This window comes from Bacillus sp. FSL R5-0443 (genome assembly GCF_038608285.1).
GTDB classification, from domain to species: Bacteria; Bacillota; Bacilli; order Bacillales; family Bacillaceae; genus Bacillus; species Bacillus velezensis.
Map to the genome: position 1 here is coordinate 336299 of NZ_CP152013.1, position 24048 is coordinate 360346.

A 24048-nucleotide genomic window follows, 5' to 3' on the forward strand; every position below is an offset into this window, starting at 1 on the left:
AGGATATCTTTGTCTGCGAGTGTCCGACCCGAAAAACTTGGCCGTCTTGTCACCGTGCGCAACAGGACGATAAAAAGACGGCCATCTGATAAGAAGGCCGTCAGCAAATCATTCCAGATTCGCATGCTTTGTAAACATGTCTGCTGAATTCAATTCTTTTTTCTCCATGATTTTTAGAATAACCGCATCGTAAAACAGCAGAAGAGTTTGTTCGAATAAAGAACCCATCGGCTGAATCGTCTTTCTGTCTCCGCCGGTCTCTTCCTTAGGAGAGCCGGGAATCGTTATTGTAAGATCCGCAAGTTTGCCGAGACTTGAGTCGGGGTTAATCGTTAATGCAGTGATGATGCCGTTAAGGCTTTTGGCTTTTTCAGCTGTATGAAGCAGACTTTTTGTTTCGCCTGAGCCTGAGCCGATGATGACGAGACCGCCTTCTTGGAGGGGAGGGGTAAGCGTCTCACCGACGATGTAAGCGTTCAGGCCGATGTGCATCATCCTCATGGCGAACGCTTTAGCCATAAAGCCGGAACGTCCCGCTCCGGACGTGAAGATTTGATCTGCCGATAAAATCTGATCCGCAAGCTTGTCAGCTTCACTGTCGGATATTAATGCTGCGGTGCGGGATATTTCATTTAGTATTTCATGTAAGTATTCAGTCGTTTTCATGATCCTTGTGTGATCAGCTGTTTCATTTTAGCAGCAGCATCCGCTTTATTGTCAGCTCCCGTAATGCCTCCGCCGACAATGATTAAATCTGGGTTTTGTTTGATGGCTTCAGGAAGCGTATCAAGTTTAATGCCTCCGGCAATTGCGGTTTTAGCGCTCTTGACCGCTTTTTTAATCGCCGTCAGTTCCTCGAATGAATTTTTTCCTTCTGCTTGAAGATCATAACCTGTGTGAACACAAATATAATCAACACCGAGTTGGTCAATTTCTTTTGCCCGTGTTTCAAGGTTTTTTACGTTAATCATGTCGACGAGGATTTTTTTCTGCTGTTTTTTTGCTTCGGCAACCGCCCCTTTGATCGTTGAGTCGTCTGTCGCTCCTAAAACGGTGATGATGTCGGCTCCCGCTTCTGCCGCTTTCATGATCTCGTAACCGCCTGCATCCATGATTTTAAGATCGGCAAGCACTTTCAAGTGAGGAAAGGCTGTTTTCATTTCCTGCACGGCTTTCAGGCCTTCATTAATGACAACGGGAGTGCCGATTTCTACAACATCTATATATGGTTCGACCTCTTTCACAAGTTCAATTGCTTCCGGGATATTTACTAAGTCTAATGCCAGCTGTAATTCCACTTTATATCCACTCCTCTTTTTTATGTATTTTCATTCTATAGAGTGCCCCGCATGTTGAGAAGTACGCACTTTGAAGTCTAATAGTTACTTTGAGGATACTGTCCCCGCAGGCAATGCGCTTTGTTTCAGCAAAACTGCGTGGTAGTATAAACTGATGAAAGTTGTGTGAAAAAGTAAGCGTGTATGAATAGATGATGACCGTACAAAAAGTAAGAGGAAGGAGAATTGTCCGTGAGCCGAATGGATGAGAAAACGTTTAATTGCGAAAAGGAATTGACGCTTGCCGTGATAGGCGGGAAGTGGAAAATGCTGATTATGTGGCACTTGGGAAAAGAAGGGACGAAGCGGTTTAATGAGCTGAAAGCTTTAATTCCGGATATTACGCACAAAATTCTTGTGAATCAGCTCAGGGAGCTGGAGCAGGATCTGATCGTTCACAGGGAAGTTTACCCTGTCGTCCCTCCGAAAGTGGAGTATTCTTTAACGGCGCAAGGAGAAAGCCTTATGCCGATTCTGGACGCCATGTATAAGTGGGGAAAAGATTATATGGAATTAATCAACATTGATAAAACTGCAATAAAGGAATCTTTTTGAAGTGCTCTATGTAAAATAGAGTGCTTTTTTTGCGGTTTAATGAAATCATATTGCGAACATTCGGACTGTCTGTTTCGGTTCTTGCGCTGTTTTTTCCGGGTCAGCTTACGTACGTAAATTTTTTTCATTCTGCCATAACTGGATATTCGACAGATTTTCATTATAGTTTAAAGATTTTTAATTTTACGTAAATAATATTTTTGAAAATAAATTGCGGGATGCCGCAAAATACCCTCTGGATTTGTCGGAATTTTTTTCGGTGTGCCGCATGAAACTTTTCACCCATTTTTCGGTGATAAAAACAATATTTTCATATAAAGTGAACGTAAGTAGATATATAGAAATACATGCAGAAATAGGTAAACCTTTCGTGCTTACAATCAATGGCTTTTTGTCTTGATTTCTCATAAATTTGATGCCGCATTTCGGACTGCGCGGGTGAACGGATGACGGATTTCGGCGGTGATTGAATCGGGATCGTTTTTGGAGGTAAGTGGTTCTTTTGGCTTGAGAATGAGTTAGGGACATAGAGGGAGGCTGTTTCTAAGGGAGAATTGACATCTTTATCTTAAAAAGGGGAGGCGCACACATATGGAAATAACTTTTTATCCTTTAACAAATGCTCAAAAACGTATCTGGTATACAGAAAAATTCTATCCGAACACAAGTATTTCAAATCTTGCCGGGTTCGGGAAACTCATTTCTGAAGACGGCGTACAGGCTCATTACGTTGAGAAAGCGATACAGGAATTCGTCCGGCGGTATGAGTCGATGAGAATCCGTCTGCGGCTTGATGATGAGGGGGAGCCCGTTCAATATGTGAGCGAATACCGTCCGCTCTCTATCGGGCACACAGATATCAGGCAAGCCGGCTGCTCTGCGGACGAGCTGTCCAAATGGGGGCGTGAAGAAGCTGGCAAGCCTCTGGCGTTATATGATCAGGATTTATTCCGTTTTTCCGTGCACACGATCAGTGAAAATGAGGTCTGGTTTTACGCTAATGTGCATCACATTATTTCAGACGGGATTTCCATGACGATTCTGGGCAATGCGATTACTGATATTTATTTGGAGCTTTCAGGCGGGACAAGTGAGGAACAGACGGAGATTCCTTCTTTTATCGAGCACGTGCTGACAGAGCAGGAATATGTGCAGTCGAAGCGGTTTAAAAAGGATCGGGATTTTTGGAACGGGCAGTTTGAGACCGTGCCGGAGCTTGTGTCCCTGAAACGGAGCCAGGCAGATGCGGGTCTTGATGCGAAACGGTTTTCTCAAGAAATTCCTCACGACTTATATGGCCGCATTCATTCATTCTGCGAGGAGCATAAAGTCAGCGTACTATCTCTGTTCCAGTCAGCTCTGATCACTTATCTCTACAAAGTGACCGGCCGGGATGACGTTGTCACGGGTACGTTTATGGGAAACCGGACGAATGCGAAAGAAAAGCAGATGCTCGGGATGTTCGTATCTACGGTGCCTGTGCGGACAAGCGTTGACGGAGGACAGTCGTTCTTGGAATTCGTTAAAGGCCGGATGAAGGATCTGATGAAAATTCTCCGCCACCAAAAGTATCCGTATAACCTGCTTGTCAATGATTTGCGCGCTTCGAAAAGTTCGCTGAGCAGATTGTTTACGGTGGCTCTGGAGTACCAGGTGATGCAGTGGCAGAAAAAAGAGAATCTGTCCTTCCTGACAGACCCTATTTTCAGCGGAAGCGGTACAAATGATATTTCAATTCATGTGAAGGAACGATGGGACACCGGGAAATTGACAATTGATTTTGACTATCGCAGCGACATTTTCAAGGGGGAAGAGATTGAATCTGTTTCTGAACGTTTGATCACGCTGATTGAAGATGCGATTTCATCTCCTGATCGCATAATTGATGAACTTACTCTTCTTTCTGAATCCGAGAAAGAGCGGCTGTTGAAACGGGCCTCCGGCAATCCGGTGAATTACCGCGGAGAGATGACGATACCGGGGCTGTTTGAAGAGAAAGTGAAGTCACTGTCTGACAAACCCGCGGTTGTGTATGAAGGCCGAACATTGTCCTATCGCACATTGCATGAACAGTCAGGCCGTATCGCCGGACGCCTTCTTCAAGCCGGGATATCAGCCGATTCTCCTGTCGCGGTGCTGCTTGGCCGTTCTGAGCGTGTCATTGCGGCAATATTGGGAATTTTGAAAGCGGGCGGCGCCTATGTGCCGATAGATCCTGACTTTCCGGCGGATCGGATTCAGTACATTTTGGAGGACAGCGGAGCGAAGGCTGTTCTGACGGAGGCCGGAATACAGGCGCCCGCAGCGGATGCCGAACGGATTGATTTTGACGAGGCTGTTCAGTATGAGACGGCTGCGGACGGTGTCAGCACACAATCAGACCGGCTGGCTTACATCATCTATACGTCAGGTACAACGGGGCGGCCGAAAGGCGTGATGATTGAGCACCGGCAAGTTCATCATCTGGTGCAATCACTGCAGCAGGAGATTTATCAATGCGGTGAGCAGACATTAAGAATGGCGCTTTTGGCTCCGTTTCATTTTGATGCGTCCGTCAAACAGATTTTTGCCTCGCTTCTTTTGGGACAGACGCTTTATATCGTGCCGAAAACGACTGTAACGAATGGCTCGGCACTGCTGGACTATTATCGTCAAAACCGGATTGAAGCCACTGACGGAACGCCTGCGCATCTGCAGATGATGGTTGCGGCGGGAGATGTCAGCGGAATTGAATTGCGCCACATGCTCATTGGGGGAGAGGGCCTGTCCGCCGCTGTTGCCGAGCAGCTGATGACGCTCTTTCATCAATCGGGCAGGACGCCGCGTCTGACGAATGTCTATGGGCCGACAGAAACGTGCGTAGATGCGTCCGTGCATCAGGTGTCAGCGGATAACGGAATGAATCAACAGGCGGCGTACGTTCCGATCGGAAAACCGCTCGGCAACGCCCGTCTGTATATATTGGATAAGCACCAGCGGCTTCAGCCCGACGGCACGGCCGGTGAGCTGTATATCGCGGGTGACGGTGTAGGCCGCGGCTATTTAAATCTTCCGGATTTGACCGCAGAGAAGTTTTTGCAGGACCCGTTTAACGGAATCGGCCGCATGTACCGCACGGGTGATATGGCGCGCTGGCTGCCGGACGGGACGATCGAATATATCGGCCGTGAAGATGATCAGGTGAAAGTCCGGGGCTACCGCATTGAGCTGGGAGAAATTGAAACGGTGCTCAGAAAAGCTCCGGGCGCGGCGCAGGCCGTCGTGCTGGCACGGCCGGATCAGCAGGGCAGCTTAGATGTCTGCGCATATATCGTTCAGGAAAAAGGAACCGAGTTTCACCCTGCCGAGTACAGGGAGTATGTGTCCAAGCACCTTCCTGATTACATGGTGCCCGCTTACTTTACAAAAACGGACGAAATTCCGCTCACGCCGAGCGGGAAGGCGGACCGCAAAAAGCTGTTTGAGCTTGATGTGCAGGCTGTCAGCTCATCCGAATATGCCGCGCCGAGAAATGAAACGGAGGAAACACTTGCCGTCATCTGGCAGGAAGTTCTCGGAATGGACAAGGCGGGCATTTATGATCATTTCTTCGAGTCAGGCGGTCATTCATTAAAGGCAATGACGCTTCTGACGAAAATTCATAAGCAAATGGGCGTTGAAATTCCGCTGCAATACTTGTTTGAGCATCCGACGATTGCGGCGCTTGCCGATTATGCGGAAAACCGAAACGAAGGACCGGCATTCAGGGCAATTGAGCCGGCTGAGAAGCAGGCGAGCTATCCGCTTTCGCTCGCTCAGCAGCGGACTTATATCGCAAGCCAATTTGAAGACGCGGGAGTCGGATATAACATGCCGGCTGCGGCCATGATTGAGGGCGCTTTAGACCGTGAAAAGCTTGAGCGTGCATTTTCTGCCTTAATCAGCAGGCATGAAGCGCTCAGAACATCGTTTCAATCAGAGGACGGCACGCCGAGACAAGTGATTGGCGAGCATGTTCCGTTTCATATTGAAATGATCGAAGCGCGCGGAAGAACGAATGAACAGGTCATGAAGGACTTTGTGCGCCGTTTTGATTTATCTGAGGCGCCGCTGTTCAGAATCGGCCTGCAAACGCTCGGTCACAATCGCCATATGCTGCTGTTTGATATGCATCACCTGATTTCTGACGGGGTGTCTATTTCCATCATGCTGAAGGAACTGGCTGACATCTACGGCGGAAATCAGCTGCCTGAATTGCGCATTCAATATAAAGATTATGCCGTATGGCAGGCGGAACGGGCGAAAGCAGGCTACAAGAAGGAGCGGGCGTACTGGAAAGAAGTCTTCAGCGGCGAACTGCCGGTGCTTCAGCTGCTCCCTGATTATCCGCGGCCGCAGGTGCAAAGCTTTGAAGGTGACCGCGTGTCCGCCAAGCTGCCGAAAATGCTGCGGGAACGGCTGCAGAAGCTTGCCGAGAAAAACGGAGCCACCCTTTACATGGTGCTGTTATCAGCATACTATACGCTGCTTTCTAAGTATTCGGGACAGGAAGACATCATCGTGGGAACACCGTCAGCGGGAAGAAATCACTCCGATACCGAGGGGCTCATCGGGATGTTTGTCAACACGCTTGCGCTGCGAAGCTCCGTGAAGCAGGATCAGACATTTGCCGGCTTGTTAGGTCATGTGCGCAAGCAGGTGCTGGATGCGTTTTCTCATCAGGATTATCCGTTTGAGTGGCTGACCGAGGAGCTGAACGTGCCCCGGGACATGAGCAGGCATCCGATATTTGACACGATGTTCAGTCTGCAAAATGCTTCGGACGGAATTGCGGAGATCGGTAATCTGACGCTGTCTCTTCATGAAACAAACTTCAATATCGCCAAATTCGACCTGACCATGCAGGCTCGGGAAACAGCGGAAGGCATTGCGCTTGATTTGGATTATTGCACGAAGCTGTTTAAGCGCTCAACTGCGGATCGCATGCTTGCGCACTATGTCCGTCTGCTGGAGAGCGCGGCAGCTCAGCCGGATGCGAAAATCAGCGAATATGATCTGCTTTCTGAACGGGAGGCTTTGAATCAATTACAGCGGTTCAACCCGGAACGCACGGTATACCCGAAAGATCAAACGATCGTGCAGATCTTTGAAGAACAAGCCCGAAAGAACCCTGACCGGACGGCTCTACAGTTCGAAGGGGAAACCCTGTCGTATCAGCAGCTGAATGAACGCGCCAACAGGCTTGCGCGGCATATTCTTTCGGTCGGAGGCGGCGGAAAAACCGCGGCTGTTCTGTGTGAACGGTCAATGGATATGATTGTTTCCATTATGGCTGTGTTAAAAGCGGGGTCCGCCTATGTGCCGATTGATCCTGAGCATCCGGTTCAGCGGATTCAGCATTTCTTCCGCGACAGCGGGGCGAATGTGCTCCTGACTCAGCAAAGCCTCAAGCCGATTGCGGAAAAGGCCGGTTTTCAAGGCGTCATTGTGCTTGCTGATGATGAGGCGAGCTATGAAAAGGACTCTCACAATCCAGCATTGCCGTTTGATTCCAAAACGATTGCCAATCTCACTTATACATCAGGCACGACGGGAACGCCGAAAGGAAACATCGTCACACATGCCAACATTTTGCGGACGGTAAAAAACACGAACTATTTGACCGTTTCTGAAGAAGATACAGTGCTCGGTCTGTCAAACTACGTCTTTGACGCCTTTATGTTTGATATGTTCGGTTCGCTGTTAAACGGTGCAAAGCTTGTGATCGTCCCGAAAGATACGGTGCTGGACATGACCCGCCTGTCCCGTGTCATCAAACGGGAGAACGTCAGCATTCTGATGATTACGACGGCCCTGTTCCACCTGCTTGTTGATATGGAGCCGTCCTGTCTGACGACGCTTCGGAAAATCATGTTCGGGGGCGAAAGAGCGTCTGTAGAACATGTCAAAAAGGCGCTTGCGGCAGTCGGAAAAGGAAGACTGCTTCATATGTACGGTCCGTCGGAAAGCACGGTGTTTGCGACATACCATCCGGTGGATGTCATTGAAGAGGATACGCTCTCCGTTCCGATCGGTAAACCGGTCAGCAATACGGAAGTCTTTATCATGAACTCAGCCGGACGCATTCAGCCGGCGGGTATCGCGGGAGAGCTGTGCGTCAGCGGGGAAGGACTCGTAGAAGGCTACTACAACCGTCCTGAACTGACGGAAGAAAAATTTGTAAAGCATCCGTTTAAGGAAGGTGAACGGATGTATAAAACGGGCGACTTGGCCAGATGGCTTCCGAATGGCGATATCGAGTTTATCGGACGTATCGACCATCAGGTGAAAATCCGCGGTCAGCGGATTGAGCTTGGCGAAATTGAGCATCAGCTCCAAAGTCATGACCAGATTCAGGAATGTATTGTGCTCGCTGTGGATCAGGGTGCGGGTGACAAACTTCTTTGCGCGTATGTTGTCGGCCTCAGGGAAATCTCTTCCCGGGAGCTGAGGGAGCATACGGCGAAGGATCTTCCGGCTTATATGATTCCGTCCGTCTTTATTCAATTGGATGAACTGCCTCTTACAGGGAACGGAAAAATCGACAGGCGGGCGCTGCCGATGCCGGATGTGACCGCAGCGAATGCCGTGTCATATACGGCGCCGCGCAATGAAACAGAACAAAAACTGGCGGATATTTGGGCTGAGGTGCTGCAAATGGAGCGGGTCGGCGTCCATGATCAGTTCTTTGAGATCGGGGGCCACTCGTTAGCGGGGATGAAACTGCTGGCCCTTATCCAGAAGACATTCGGCGTGCAGCTTACCTTAAAGGATCTGTTCACTTCTCCGACGGCCGCGGGGCTGGCGCAGCTGATTGAAGGGGCTGAGCGGAAGGCGGCTGAGAGCATCGCACCGGCGGCCGAGCGGGAAACGTATCCGGTTTCTTCACCGCAGAAGCGGATGTTCGTGCTTCAGCAGCTGGAAGGCGCTGAAACAAGCTATAACATGCCGTCTGTGCTCCGCTTAAAAGGAAAGCTTGATGCGGAAAAGCTGAAATCCGTCATGAAACAGCTGACAGAACGCCATGAAGCCTTCAGAACGACATTTGACATAAAGGATGGGGAAACGGTTCAGCGCATATGGACGGAAGCTGATATCGACATGGAATATTATGAAGCCTCTGAAGAAGATGCTGAACGGATTATTCAGAGCTTTATCCGGCCGTTCCGCCTGGATCAGCTTCCTCTCGTCAGAACGGGACTGGTCAAGCTGGCTGAACATGACCACCTGCTGCTGTTTGACATGCACCATATCATTTCGGACGGCGCTTCAGTCGGCGTGCTGATAGATGAACTGTCCCGCTTGTATGGCGGCGAAACGCTTGAGCCGCTGCGGATTCATTATAAAGACTATGCGGTATGGCAGCAGAAATTTATTCAATCAGAGCAGTACCGCAAGCAGGAGGAGCATTGGCTTCGGGAGCTTGACGGCGAGCTTCCGGTATTGACGCTGCCGGCTGATTACAGCCGTCCGGCCGTGCAAACCTTTGAAGGAGACAAGCTGGTCTTTTCTCTGACTGAGGAACAGACGTCGGCTCTTCGCAGTCTTGCGAAACAAACGGATTCTACCATGTACATGGTGCTGCTGGCGACATACAGCGCCTTTCTATCAAAACTGAGCGGACAGCATGACATCATTGTCGGCTCGCCGGTTGCGGGACGGTCACATGCGGATCTCGCAAACGTCATCGGTGTTTTTGTGAATACACTCGCGCTTCGTACGTATCCGGAAGCGGACAAAACGTTCACGGACTATCTTAAAGAAGTAAAACAAACCGCTTTACATGCATTTGACGCGCAGGATTATCCGCTTGAAGACCTTCTGCAAAAGGTTGAGGTGCAGCGTGATACGAGCAGAAATCCGCTGTTTGATGCGGTATTCTCAATGCAAAATGCAAATGCGGAAGATCTGGTCATGGAAGGAATTGAGCTGAAGCACCATCCGTTTGACAGAAAAACAGCCAAGTTTGACCTGACAATGACGGCTGAGGACACAGACGAAGGTTTAACGTTTGTGCTTGAATATAACACCGCGCTGTTTAAACCGGAAACGGCAGAGACATGGAAGCATTACTGGCTTCAACTGTTAGAAGCCGCAGCGGAAAATCCGGCTGCGAAGCTTTCTGAGCTTTCATTGGTGAATAAAACAGAAAAACAAGCTCTCCTCAACGCATGGAAGGGAAAAACACTTTCTGTGCCGCGGGACAAAACGGTTCACCGTCTCTTTGAAGAAACGGCCGCCCGCTACGCGAACCGGCCGGCCGCGGCATACAACGGCGCGAAATGGACGTACGGCGAGCTGAACGCAAGGGCGAACCGGATCGCGCGCATTCTCATGGACTGCGGCGTCACGGCTGACGAACGTGTCGGCATTTTGACGAAACCGTCCTTGGAAATGGCCGCGGGCGTACTCGGCGTCCTGAAAGCAGGCGCGGCATTTGTGCCGATTGATCCCGACTACCCGGAAGAGCGGATCAGCTACATTCTGCAGGACAGCGGCGCCAAGCTTCTTCTTACACAGGAAGCGCTCGACGTGCCGGAAAGCTACAACGGAGAAACGATTCTGCTTGACGGCAGCCGCTCCATTTTGAGCCTGCCGCTTGATGAAAACGATGAAGCGAACCCGCAGACGGAAACAACGGCGGATCATCTCGCTTATATGATTTACACGTCAGGAACGACCGGACAGCCGAAGGGTGTCATGGTCGAACACCATGCGCTGGTGAACCTGTGTTTCTGGCATCACGACGCATTCGCCATGACGGCGGATGATAAAAGCGCCAAATACGCGGGCTTCGGTTTTGACGCCTCTATCTGGGAAATGTTCCCGACATGGACCATCGGCGCGGAGCTTCACGTCATTGACGAAGCGATCCGGCTGGATATCACCCGCTTAAATCACTATTTCGAAGAGCACGGCGTGACCATCACTTTCCTGCCGACGCAGCTGGCCGAACAATTTATGGAGCTGGAAAATACCTCTCTCCGCATGCTTCTCGTCGGCGGCGACAAGCTGAAGCGGGCGGTGAAACAGCCGTACACGATCGTCAACAACTACGGCCCGACGGAAAACACCGTCGTCGCGACAAGCGGCGTCATCAATCCGGAGGAAGGATCGCTTTCCATCGGACGGGCGATTGCCAATACGAGAGCGTATATTCTCGGCGACGGCGATCAGGTGCAGCCGGAAGGCATTGCCGGTGAATTGTGCGTGGCCGGCCGCGGTCTGGCGCGCGGATACCTGAACCGTGAAGAAGAAACGGCGAAGCGGTTTACCGCAGATCCGTTCGTGCCCGGCGAGCGCATGTACCGGACCGGCGACCTCGTCAAATGGAACGCGCAGTGCGGCATCGAATACATCGGCCGTATTGACCAGCAGGTCAAAGTGCGGGGCTACCGGATCGAGCTTTCAGAAATCGAAGTCCGCCTCGCCCAGCTTGCGGACGTTCATGACGCAGCGGTGACGGCCGTGGAAGACAAAGCGGGCAATACCGCGCTTTGCGCCTATGTCGCGCCTCAGCAGGACGATATTGAAGCGCTCAAATCCGCGCTGAAAGACACGCTGCCTGACTACATGGTGCCGGCGTTCTGGGTGGAGATGGACGAGCTTCCGGTCACCGCAAACGGAAAGATTGACAAAAAAGCCCTGCCGGCGCCTGACATTGAAGCGGGAAGCGCGGCATACAAAGCGCCGGAAACGGAGATGGAGACGCTGCTTTCCGACATTTGGCAGGAAGTGCTCGGTCTTGACCAGATCGGCGTAAGCGATAATTTCTTCACGCTCGGCGGGGACTCGATCAAAGGCATCCAAATGGCGAGCCGTCTGAACCAGCACGGCTACAAGCTGGAGATGAAAGATCTCTTCCAGCATCCGACCATTGAAGAGCTCGTCTCCTATGTGGAGCGGACGGAAGGCAAGCAGGCCGACCAGGGCCCTGTCGAAGGCGAAGCGGCCTTAACGCCGATCCAGCGCTGGTTCTTTGAGAAGAACTTTACGGACAAACACCACTGGAACCAATCCGTCATGCTTCACGCGAAAGACGGCTTTGATCCGGAGATAACAGAAAAAACATTACATGTCCTGACGGTGCACCATGATGCGCTCCGGATGATTTATCGTGAACAAAAACCGTATTACAGAGGGCTTGAGGATGCGTCTGTTGAACTGAACGTCTTTGAGCTGAACGGACCTGCTGAAGACCATGAGGATCGTATCGAAAGGGAAGCAGACCGTCTTCAAAGCAGTATTTCACTGGAAACAGGACATCTCTTGAAAGCCGGGCTCTTCCGGGCTGAAGATGGAGACCACCTTCTTCTCGCAATCCATCACTTAGTCGTGGATGGTGTATCTTGGCGGATTTTACTGGAGGACTTTACGTCCGTGTATACGCAGCTGAAGCAAGGCAATGAACCGGCGCTGCCGCCGAAAACACATTCATTCGCCGAATTTGCCGAGAGAATCAAAGAATACGCAAATACGAAGGCGTTTCTGAAAGAAGCGGATTACTGGAGAGAGCTTGAGGAAAAAGAGGTATGCACTCAGCTTCCGAAAGACAGGCAGTCTGGTGATCAGCGCATGAGACATACGAGAACGGTCAGCTTCTCTCTGACGCCTGAACAAACTGAACAGCTGACGACAAACGTACATGAAGCCTATCACACCGAAATGAACGACATCCTGCTCACGGCGCTCGGACTGGCGCTGAAAGAGTGGACGGGTGAAGACACGATCGGCGTTCATTTGGAAGGCCACGGACGCGAAGACATTCTTGACGGCCTGAATATCACCCGGACGGTCGGATGGTTTACGAGCATGTATCCGATGATCCTTGAGATGAAGCACGCCGACGATCTTTCATATCAGCTGAAACAAATGAAAGAAGACATCAGACACATCCCGAACAAAGGAGTCGGCTACGGCATTCTGCGTTATGTAACGGCGCCTGAGCATAAAGAGAATCTTTCATTTGAGATTGATCCGGATATCAGCTTTAACTACTTAGGCCAGTTTAATGAGATGTCGGATTCCGGCTTATTTACAAGATCCGGGATGCCGTCAGGACAATCGCTGAGCCCTGACACAGAGAAGCCGAATGCGCTTGATATTGTCGGATTTATAGAAAATGGGCAGATGACGATGACGTTTGCCTATCATTCTCTCGAATTTCATGAAAAAACCATTCAATCGTTCAGTGACAGTTTTAAAGGGCACCTCTTGAAAATCATAGATCACTGCCTGGCCCAAGACGGACCTGAGCTTACGCCTAGCGATCTTGGCGATGATGATCTGACGCTTGATGAACTTGATAAATTAATGGAAATTCTCTAACAGAAAAGACAGAGGTGACATATGAGCAAAAAATCGATTCAAAAGGTGTATGCACTCACACCGATGCAGGAGGGAATGCTGTATCATGCGCTGCTTGATCCGTATTCTTCCTCCTACTTCACACAATTAGAGCTTAGGATTCACGGAAGCTTTCAGCTGGAGCTTTTTGAAAAAAGCGTCAATGAGCTGATCCGGACATATGACATTTTGCGTACGGTATTCGTGCACCAGCAGCTTCAAAAACCGCGCCAAGTCGTATTGGCGGAGCGGAAGACGAAGGTGCACTATGAAGATATCAGTCAATTAGATGAATCGCGCCAAACCGAATATATTGAACGCTATAAACGCGGCGTGCAGCAGCAGGGCTTTCATCTGGCGAAAGATATTCTCTTTAAAGCGGCGGTGTTCAGACTCAGTGAGAAGGAGCTGTATCTCGTCTGGAGCAATCATCATATCGTCATGGACGGCTGGAGTATGGGCGTTTTGATGAAAAGCCTGTTCCAAAACTATGAAGCGCTTCGTGCCGGCCGGCCCGCCGGGGGAAGCCAGGGCAAACCTTACTCTGACTATATCAAATGGCTCGGAGGCCGGGATTATGAGGAGGCGGAACAATATTGGAGCAGCCGCCTGGCGGATTTCGAACAGCCGAGCCTGCTCCCGGGCCGTCTGGCAGCAGAAAAGAAAGACTACCAAAATGAAGAATATTCTTTTGTCTGGGATGAAGAGCTGGTCGCGCAGATTCAGCAGACCGCCAACCGGCATCAAGTCACGGGGCCTAACCTGTTTCAGGCCGTTTGGGGTGCGGTGCTCAGCAAATACAACTATACAGACGATGTGGTGTTCGGCACCGTCGTATCAGGCCGTCCTTCAGAAATCAACGGCATAGAAACGATGGCGGGGCTGTTCATCAATACAATTCCCGTCAGAATCAAGATTGACAAAGATGCAGCCTTTTCGGACGTGATGGCGGCAGTTCAGAAAAACGCCGTGGAAGCCGAGCGCTATGATTATGTGCCGCTCTATGACATTCAAAAGCGCTCCGCCCTGGACGGCAGCCTCTTAAATCATTTGGTCGCGTTTGAAAACTATCCGCTGGACAAAGAGCTGGAAAACGGGGGCATGGAGGAAAGACTCGGCTTTTCCATTAAAGTTGAACATGCTTTTGAGCAGACGAGCTTTGATTTCAATCTCATCGTGTATCCGGGAAAAACGTGGACTGTCAAAATCAAATACAACGGAGCGGCTTTCGCTCATGATGCCATCGAACGAACGGCGCACCATCTGACCCGCATGATGAAAGCCGCGGTCGGAACGCCTGACGCGCCCGTGCGGGAACTCGGCCTTGTTTCAGGCGAAGAAGAGCGGCAGATTGTTGAGATATTCAATGATACGAAAACGGCGCTTCCGGAAGAGGAGGCCGTTCACCGTTTGTTTGAAGCACAGGCAAACCGGACGCCTGCAAGCATCGCGATAAAAGAAGCGGGACGCGAATGGACCTACCGTGAAGTGAACGAAGCGGCCAACCGTCTGGCGAGACACCTTGTGAAGAGCGGGCTGGAAAAAGGCCGGACCGCCGCTATTATGAACGACCGGTCTGCGGAAACCGTTGTCGGAATGCTTGCCGTCCTAAAAGCAGGCGGCGCATATGTGCCGATTGATCCGGCTTTTCCGGAGGACCGTCTCCGCTTTATGGCGGAAGACAGCTCGATTCGGCTCGTACTGACAGTTCAGGACTATCAAGAACAAGCGGGCGCATTGCAAGTCCCGGTCGTCATGCTGGATGAAAGCGCGGATGAAACGGTAAGCGGAACAGACTTGAATCTTCCGGCCGGCGGCAACGACTTGGCGTATATCATGTATACATCCGGATCGACCGGCAAACCGAAAGGCGTCATGATTGAACACAGAAATATCATCAGGCTCGTCAAACATTCGAATTACGTGCCGGTTCATGAAGAAGACCGGATGGCGCAAACGGGAGCCGTCAGCTTTGATGCCGGAACCTTCGAAGTCTTCGGCGCATTGCTGAACGGAGCGTCATTGCACCCGGTGAAAAAAGAGACGCTGCTTGACGCCGGACAATTCGCCCAATTTCTGAAAGAGCAGCGGATCACGACCATGTGGCTGACGTCTCCGCTGTTTAATCAGCTTGCCCAAAAGGATGCCGGCATGTTTAACACGCTCCGGCACCTCATCATCGGCGGTGATGCGCTTGTGCCGCATATCGTCAGCAAAGTGAGAAAGGCATCACCGGAGCTGTCGCTTTGGAACGGATACGGGCCGACGGAGAATACGACGTTTTCGACGAGTTTTCTCATTGATCAGGATTATGACGGTTCGGTCCCGATCGGGAAGCCGATCGGAAATTCCACTGCGTACATTATGGATGAAAACCGCAATCTCCAGCCGATCGGCGCGCCCGGTGAGCTGTGCGTCGGCGGAAGCGGAGTGGCAAGAGGCTATGTGAACCTGCCTGAATTAACGGAGAAGCAGTTTGTCCGCGATCCGTTCAGACCGGATGAAATGATATACCGGACGGGGGACTTGGCGAAGTGGCTTCCGGACGGCACGATCGAGTTTCTCGGCAGAATTGACAACCAAGTAAAGGTCCGCGGTTTCAGAATCGAGCTCGGCGAAATCGAGGCGAAAATCAGCCAGGCGGAGAATGTGACGGAATCTGCGGCTGTGATCCGGAAAAATAAAGCGGATGAAAATGAAATCTGCGCTTACTTTACGGCAGACCAAGCCCTTTCGCCGGAAGACCTGCGCAAAACACTTTCGGAATCACTTCCGGAATATATGATTCCCGCGCACTTCATCCAGATGAATCAGTTTCCGCTTACGGCGAACGGAAAAATTGATAAAAAAGCGCTGCCTGAGCCTCAGGCTGAAGCCGTTCAAAAAGAATACGTAGCGCCGAAAACGGAAGCGGAGCAGAAACTCGCTGACATTTGGGAAGGCATTCTCGGTGTAAAAGCGGGTGTGACTGACAATTTCTTCACGATTGGCGGACATTCTTTAAAAGCCATGATGATGACCGCTAAAATCCAGGAGCACTTTCAAAAAGAAGTACCGATTAAAGTGTTATTTGAAAAGCCGACCATTCAGGAGCTAGCGCATTATTTGCAGCATGAGAGCGAGGAGGAGCAGCAGTTTGAACCGATCCGACAAGCGCCTTATCAGAAGCATTATCCTGTTTCCTCAGCACAGCGCAGGATGTATATCCTTAATCAGCTCGGACAGGCCAGCACGAGCTACAACGTCCCTGCTGTACTTTTGCTGGAAGGGTCAGTAGACAAAAAGCGTCTTGAGGAGGCCATGCAGGCATTAATCAACCGTCATGAGACACTGCGTACGTCATTTGACATGGCAGAGGGAGAAGTCGTGCAGACCATTCACAAAAACGTGTCGTTTGAGCTTGAAACCGCCGAGGGCCGGGAAGAAGATGCAGAAGAGCTGACAAAAGCCTTTATCAGGCCGTTTGCGCTCAACCGCGCGCCGCTTGTCCGTTCGAAGCTGATCCGGCTTGAAGAAGACCGGCATCTTCTGCTGATTGACATGCACCACATTATTACGGACGGAAGCTCAATGGGCATTTTCATCGGTGATCTTGCGAAGCTTTATCAAGGCACGGAGCTTGCGCTGCCAAAGATTCATTATAAGGATTTTTCAGTCTGGCAGCGTGAAAAAGCAAATCTCGATCAGCACGAAGCCTACTGGCTTGATACGTTCAAAGGCGATCTGCCGGTGTTGGATCTGCCGCTTGATTTCCCGCGTCCTGCCGAGCGCAGTTTTGAAGGGGAACGCGTCATCTTCGGGCTTGATAAACAGGTGACGGCGCAGATTAAGAAGCTGCTGGCTGATACGGATACGACGATGTACATGTTCTTGTTAGCCGCTTTTCAAGTGCTGCTGTCCAAATATTCGGGGCAGGAAGACATCATAGTCGGGTCTCCGGCGGCCGGAAGACAGCATCCTGATCTCCAAGACGTGCCGGGCATGTTTGTCAACACAGTTGCGCTTCGGTCGCATCCTGCCGGCAAAAAAACGTTCAAACAATTTCTGGATGAGGTGAAAACGGCGAGCCTTCAAGCTTTTGAGCATCAAAGCTATCCGCTTGAAGAATTAATTGAAAAACTGCCGTTAACGAGGGACACAAGCCGGAGTCCGCTGTTCAGCGTGTTATTTAATATGCAGAACATGGAGATCCCGGCTCTGCGGCTCGGAGATTTGGAGATTTCTTCATACTCCATGCATCATCATGTCGCTAAATTTGATCTTTCCTTAGAAGCGGCTGAACGCGGAGAAGAGGTCGGATTGAGTTTTGATTACGCGAAAGCCTTATTTGCGGACGAAACCATCCGCCGCTGGAGCGCTCATTTTGTCAATCTGATTAAAGCCTGCGCTGAAAATCCGGATATTCAGCTGGCCGACGCAAGCCTGCTGTCCGCTCCTGAACGGGAAGCGCTCCTTTCTGATGAAAAACGTACGGAAGCGGATCTGCCTGAGGGCACTTTTGTTTCGCTGTTTGAACGGCAAGCGCAAAAAACGCCTGATCTCACGGCGGTTGCGGGCGGAATAAGTCTGACATATCGTGAGCTTGATGAACGCTCGAACCGGTTTGCCCGCCACCTTCAGGCTTGCGGAACGGGCAGTGAGGACATCGTAGCCATTATGATGGATCGTTCGGCCGACTTGATTACCGCGATTCTCGGCGTCATGAAAGCCGGAGCGGCATTTCTCCCGATTGATCCCGAGACTCCTGAAGAGAGAATCCGCTACTCTCTTGAAGACAGCGGAACGAAGCTTCTGGTCGTCAATGAGAGAAACATGACCGCGGCCGCCGTTTATAAAGGAAAAACGGTCGTAATGGAAGACGGAGAATGGCAGAACGAAAGCGCCGACCGGCTTGAAACGGAGCCCGGCTTCGACCAGCTTGCATATATCATTTATACCTCGGGAACAACGGGCAAACCGAAAGGCGTCCAGCTGGAGCACCGCAATCTAATCAATTATGTCACATGGTTCAGCCGTGAAGCCGGTTTGACCGAAGCTGACAAATCTGTGCTGCTGTCTTCTTACGCATTTGATCTCGGCTATACGGCCATATTCCCGATTCTTCAGGCGGGCGGCGAGCTGCACATTGTGCCGAAAGAGACGTACACCGCGCCTGATCAGCTTGGTGAGTATATACAGAAAAACGGCATTACGTATATGAAACTGACGCCGTCATTGTTCCATATGACCGTCAATACAGCCCGTTTTACGTCAGAACGCCGTTTCAGCCCGCTTCGTTTAGTGGTGCTCGGCGGAGAAAAGATCATCACGTCCGATGTCCGCAAGTATCATGACGTATACGCCCATACCGACTTCATCAATCACTACGGGCCGACGGAAACGACGATCGGCGCCATTGCCGGACGGATCAATATGGAGCGCCTTGATCAATATGAACAGCGTCCCGTCATCGGCCGCCCGATCGCGAATACCGGCGCGCTTGTATTGGACGGAGCAATGCAGCTCGTTCCTCCGGGCGCAAGCGGCGAGCTTTATATTACCGGGAAGGGGCTTGCCAGAGGATATCTTCACCGTCCGCAGCTGACGGCGGAGAAATTTCTCTCAAATCCTTTTTCACCGGACAGCCTCATGTACAAAACGGGAGATGTCGTCCGCAGGCTTCCTGACGGGACGATTGAATTTATCGGCCGTGCGGATGATCAGGTGAAAATCCGGGGCTACCGCATTGAATTAAAAGAGGTTGAAACTGTGCTGTTAAGCGTAAACGGCATTCAGGAGGCGGTCGTTCTCGCAGTCAGCAAAGGCGGGCTGCCGGAACTGTGCGCGTACTATAAAGCCGACAGCGGGCTGAAAGGCTCTGAGCTTCGCAAACGGCTTTCCGAAACACTGCCGTCTCATATGCTTCCGGCTTATTTCATGCAAGTAGACCGCATTCCGCTCACAGCCAACGGAAAAGCCGATAAAAACGCCCTTCCGAAACCGGGCGTCAGCCAAACGGCGCAAACAGCTTCAGCCTTGCCGGAAACGGAATTGGAGGAAAAGCTGTGCCGCATTTGGAAACAGACACTCGGTACGGATACGCTCGGCATCGACGATAATTTCTTCGATTACGGCGGGCACTCTTTAAAAGGCATGATGCTCCTCGCCAATATTCAGGCTGAACTGGACAAAACGGTTCCGTTAAAAGCGCTGTTCGAACAGCCGACTGTCCGCCTGCTTGCCGCATATATCGAAAAATCAGCGGTATCTGAGGGATATCGGATGATCTCACCGGCCGACAGTGCAGACGCGTACCCGTTATCATCCGCCCAAAAACGGATGTACGTCCTGAACCAGCTTGACCGGGAGACAATCAGTTATAATATGCCGTCCGTTCTTCTGATGGAAGGAGAAGTCAATATTTCAAGGCTTCAGGAAGCGCTCAATCAGATGATCAATCGCCACGAGTCTTTGCGGACGTCCTTTATCGATCAAAACGGCCGCCCGATGCAGCAGATCGCAGAACAGGCTGACATCGACCTGCACATCTTTGAAGCAGCAGACGAGGAGAAAGCGGATCTTATCATTCAGGCATTCATTAAGCCGTTCGATCTGAGTGCGGCTCCGCTCATTCGGGCCGCTCTTGTCAGACTGAATGAAAAGAAACACCTGCTGCTGCTGGATATGCATCATATTATTGCCGACGGCGTGTCCAGAAGCATGCTGGTCAAAGAGCTCGCTCATCTTTACAAAGGCGGAAGCCTGCCGTCGCCGAACCTGCACTATAAAGACTTCGCCGTCTGGCAGAATGAACCCGAGCAGGCCGAACGGATGAAAGACCATGAGCGTTATTGGCTCTCCGCATTTTCCGGCGAGCTTCCTGAATTGAATCTGCCGACCGATTTCCCTCGTCCGCCGGTTCAAAGTTTTAAAGGACAATCCGTCCGTTTCAGAGCGGGGCGTGAAACGGAAAAAGCGGTGCGTGAATTAATGGAATCATCGGGAGCGACTCTTCATATGGTGCTTCACGCCGCGTTCCATGTCTTTTTGAGGAAAATCACGGGGCAGCGCGATATCATTATCGGTTCGGTGACCGCCGGAAGAACGAGCGCCGAAGTTCAGGAAATGCCGGGGATGTTTGTCAATACGCTTGCGCTTCGCAATGAAACGCAAAAAGAGCAGACCTTTGCCGAGTTGCTCGAACGGGTGAAACAAACCAATCTCGACGCGCTGGCGCATCAGGATTATCCGTTTGAAGATCTGATCGGAAAGCTTGACCTGCCGAGAGATATGAGCCGTAACCCATTGTTCCAGGTGATGGTGACGACAGAAGATCCGGATAAAGAAACACTGGAACTGGAGAACCTGCGCATCACTCCGTATGAGTCAAACCAAGGCACGGCGAAATTCGATCTGACACTCGGCGGCTTTACGGATCAAGAAGGTCTCGGCCTTCAGTTTGAATATGCGACTGATCTGTTTAAAAAAGAAACAATTGAAAAGTGGAGCGCCGGGTTCCTGCGGATTCTGAAGCAAGCGGCAGAAAGTCCGGACAGAAAGCTGCCTGAGATTTCACTGATCAGCGATGCTGAAAAACAAGCCCTCCTCAACGCATGGAAAGGAAAAACAATTTCTGTGCCGCGGGACAAAACGGTTCACCGTCTCTTTGAAGAAACGGCCGCCCGCTACGCGAACCGGCCGGCCGCGGCATACAACGGCGCGAAATGGACGTACGGCGAGCTGAACGCAAGGGCGAACCGGATCGCGCGCATTCTCATGGACTGCGGCGTCACGGCTGACGAACGTGTCGGCATTTTGACGAAACCGTCCTTGGAAATGGCCGCGGGCGTACTCGGCGTCCTGAAAGCAGGCGCGGCATTTGTGCCGATTGATCCCGACTATCCGGAAGAGCGGATCAGCTACATTCTGCAGGACAGCGGCGCCAAGCTTCTTCTTACACAGGAAGCGCTCGACGTGCCGGAAAGCTACAACGGAGAAACGATTCTGCTTGACGGCGGACGCTCCATTCTGAGCCTGCCGCTTGATGAAAACGATGAAGCGAACCCGCAGACGGAAACAACGGCGGATCATCTCGCTTATATGATTTACACGTCAGGAACGACCGGACAGCCGAAGGGTGTCATGGTCGAACACCATGCGCTGGTGAACCTGTGTTTCTGGCATCACGACGCATTCGCCATGACGGCGGATGATAAAAGCGCCAAATACGCGGGCTTCGGTTTTGACGCCTCCATCTGGGAGATGTTCCCGACATGGACCATCGGCGCGGAGCTTCATGTCATTGACGAAGCGATCCGGCTGGATATCACCCGCTTAAATCACTATTTCGAGGAGAACGGCGTGACCATCACCTTCCTGCCGACGCAGCTGGCCGAACAATTTATGGAGCTGGAAAATACCTCTCTCCGCATGCTTCTCGTCGGCGGCGACAAGCTGAAGCGGGCGGTGAAACAGCCGTACACGATCGTTAACAACTACGGCCCGACGGAAAACACCGTCGTCGCGACAAGCGGCGTCATCAATCCGGAGGAAGGATCGCTTTCCATCGGACGGGCGATTGCCAATACGAGAGCGTATATTCTCGGCGACGGCGATCAGGTGCAGCCGGAAGGCATTGCCGGTGAATTGTGCGTGGCCGGCCGCGGTCTGGCGCGCGGATACCTGAACCGTGAAGAAGAAACGGCGAAGCGGTTTACCGCCGATCCGTTCGTGCCCGGCGAGCGCATGTACCGGACCGGCGACCTCGTCAAATGGAACGCGCAGTGCGGCATCGAATACATCGGGCGTATCGACCAGCAGGTCAAAGTGCGGGGCTACCGGATCGAGCTTTCAGAAATCGAAGTCCGCCTCGCCCAGCTTGCGGACGTTCATAACGCAGCGGTGACTGCCGTGGAAGACAAAGCGGGCAATACCGCGCTTTGCGCCTATGTCGCGCCTCAGCAGGACGATATTGAAGCGCTCAAAGCCGCGCTGAAAGACACGCTGCCTGACTACATGGTGCCGGCGTTCTGGGTGGAGATGGACGAGCTTCCGGTCACCGCGAACGGAAAGATTGACAAAAAAGCCCTGCCGGCGCCTGACATTGAAGCGGGAAGCGCCGCGTACAAAGCGCCGGAAACGGAGATGGAGACGCTGCTTTCCGACATTTGGCAGGAAGTGCTCGGTCTTGACCGGATCGGCGTAAGCGATAATTTCTTCACGCTCGGCGGGGACTCGATCAAAGGCATCCAAATGGCGAGCCGTCTGAACCAGCACGGCTACAAGCTGGAGATGAAAGACCTCTTCCAGCATCCGACCATCGAAGAGCTCGTCTCGTATGTGGAGCGGACGGAAGGCAAGCAGGCCGACCAAGGACCGGTCGAAGGCGAAGCGGCCTTAACGCCGATCCAACGCTGGTTCTTTGAGAAAAACTTCACGGACAAACACCACTGGAACCAATCCGTCATGCTTCACGCGAAAGACGGCTTTGATCCGGACCTGGTGGAAAAAACCCTGCAAGCATTGATTGAACACCATGATGCGCTCCGCATGGTTTACCGTGAAGAAAGGGAAGGCATCATTCAGACATACCTCCCTGTCACAGAATGCAAGGCAAGCTTTGAAATCGTTGATCTGTACGGAACTGACGAGGATATGCTGAAAAGCCAGATTCAGCGGCTTGCCGATCATCTTCAGGGAAGTCTTGATCTGGAGAACGGCCCGCTGTTAAAAGCGGAGCAATACCGGACAGAACAAGGCGATCATCTGTTAATCGCGATTCACCATCTCGTCGTGGACGGGGTTTCATGGAGAATTCTGCTTGAGGATTTCGCTTCAGGTTATAAACAGGCGCAGCAGCAAAACAGCATCGTCCTCCCGCAGAAAACCCACTCCTTTAAAGATTGGGCGGAGGTGCTGAACACATTTGCGCAATCAGAAGAGCTGAAAAAGCAGGCGGCTTATTGGGCGCAGGCAGATGCGGAAGAACTCCAGCCGCTGCCGAAAGACCATGATCCGAACAAACGGCTCGTCAAACATACGGCGGCCGTGAAATGTGAATTGACTGAGGAAGAAACGGCACAGCTGCTCACAGATGTTCATCATCCGTACGGAACGGAAATCAACGACATTCTGCTCAGCGCGCTCGGCTTAACGATCGGTGAATGGACGGAAAACGGCAAAGTCGGCATCAACTTAGAAGGACACGGCCGGGAAGAAATCATACCGAATGTCAATATTTCACGGACGGTCGGCTGGTTTACGGCCCAATATCCTTTGATTCTGCAGATCAGCAAGGAAGACGGCGTCTCTTCCGTCATTAAAACGGTAAAAGAGACGGTGCGGCGCGTTCCTGATAAAGGCGTCGGTTACGGGATTCTCCGGTATCTGTCATCCGATAAAACAGAAAAAGGCGTCACGCCTGAAATCAGTTTTAACTACTTGGGGCAGTTTGACAATGAAGTGAAAACGGAATGGTTTGAGCCGTCTCCATATGATATGGGACGTCAAGTCAGCGAAGAGTCAGAGGCGTTATACGCACTGAGCTTCAGCGGGATGGTTACAGGCGGCCGCTTCGTCATTTCCTGCTCATACAATCAGGAAGAATATGAAAGAAGCACCGTCGAAACACAGATGCAGCGGTTTAAAGACAATCTCTTAATGATCATCCGCCATTGCACGGCCAAAGAGGAGAAAGAATTTACGCCGAGCGATTTCAGCGCGCAGGATCTTGAGATGGATGAAATGGGAGACATCTTTGACATGCTTGAGGAGAATTTAACGTGACAAAAACAGATCACAGAAGGGGGGAGCG

General features: G+C 51.5%; 5 protein-coding genes and 2 pseudogenes. 5 read left to right on the top strand and 2 right to left on the bottom strand.

Annotated features, from left to right (window positions below):
• Positions 1 to 108: 108 nt before the first annotated feature.
• Both hxlB and hxlA read right to left on the bottom strand, forming a co-directional pair.
• Positions 109 to 666, bottom strand: a complete 558-nt coding sequence (gene hxlB / locus NYE28_RS01810; RefSeq protein WP_007409354.1) for a 6-phospho-3-hexuloisomerase — start codon at positions 664 to 666, stop codon at positions 109 to 111.
• Positions 663 to 1298, bottom strand: a complete 636-nt coding sequence (gene hxlA, locus NYE28_RS01815; RefSeq protein ID WP_015239130.1) for a 3-hexulose-6-phosphate synthase — start codon at positions 1296 to 1298, stop codon at positions 663 to 665. Before hxlA ends, hxlB begins: the two co-directional genes overlap by 4 nt.
• Before the next feature lie 231 nt (positions 1299 to 1529).
• Between hxlA and NYE28_RS01820 the strand changes: the two genes are divergently transcribed.
• The 5 genes and pseudogenes from NYE28_RS01820 to srfAB (NYE28_RS01840) all read left to right on the top strand — a co-directional run.
• Positions 1530 to 1892, top strand: coding sequence for a helix-turn-helix domain-containing protein (locus NYE28_RS01820; protein ID WP_007409352.1), 363 nt, complete (start codon positions 1530 to 1532; stop codon positions 1890 to 1892).
• Positions 1893 to 2483: 591 nt separating this feature from the next.
• Entirely contained in the window at positions 2484 to 13238 is a 10755-nt protein-coding gene (gene srfAA, locus NYE28_RS01825; protein ID WP_094031492.1) for a surfactin non-ribosomal peptide synthetase SrfAA, read from the top strand.
• Positions 13239 to 13259: 21 nt separating this feature from the next.
• Positions 13260 to 16352, top strand: a pseudogene (gene srfAB, locus NYE28_RS01830) (surfactin non-ribosomal peptide synthetase SrfAB); the annotation flags it as partial.
• A 16-nt stretch (positions 16353 to 16368) separates the two neighbouring features.
• Positions 16369 to 16533: a competence protein ComS gene (comS, locus tag NYE28_RS01835; RefSeq protein ID WP_012116773.1), complete on the top strand. Its 165-nt coding sequence runs from the start codon at positions 16369 to 16371 to the stop codon at positions 16531 to 16533.
• A pseudogene (srfAB, locus tag NYE28_RS01840) lies at positions 16479 to 24020 on the top strand (surfactin non-ribosomal peptide synthetase SrfAB); the annotation flags it as partial. The gene comS and the pseudogene srfAB (NYE28_RS01840), both read left to right, overlap by 55 nt.
• Between the last annotated feature and the right edge of the window lie 28 nt (positions 24021 to 24048).

Bases quoted from the DNA above. Each gene is read 5' to 3' on its own strand.
- comS (WP_012116773.1), top strand. From the start codon at position 16,369: ATGAGAGCGAGGAGGAGCAGCAGTTTGAACCGATCCGACAAGCGCCTT.
- hxlB (WP_007409354.1), bottom strand. From the start codon at position 666: ATGAAAACGACTGAATACTTACATGAAATACTAAATGAAATATCCCGC.
- srfAA (WP_094031492.1), top strand. From the start codon at position 2,484: ATGGAAATAACTTTTTATCCTTTAACAAATGCTCAAAAACGTATCTGG.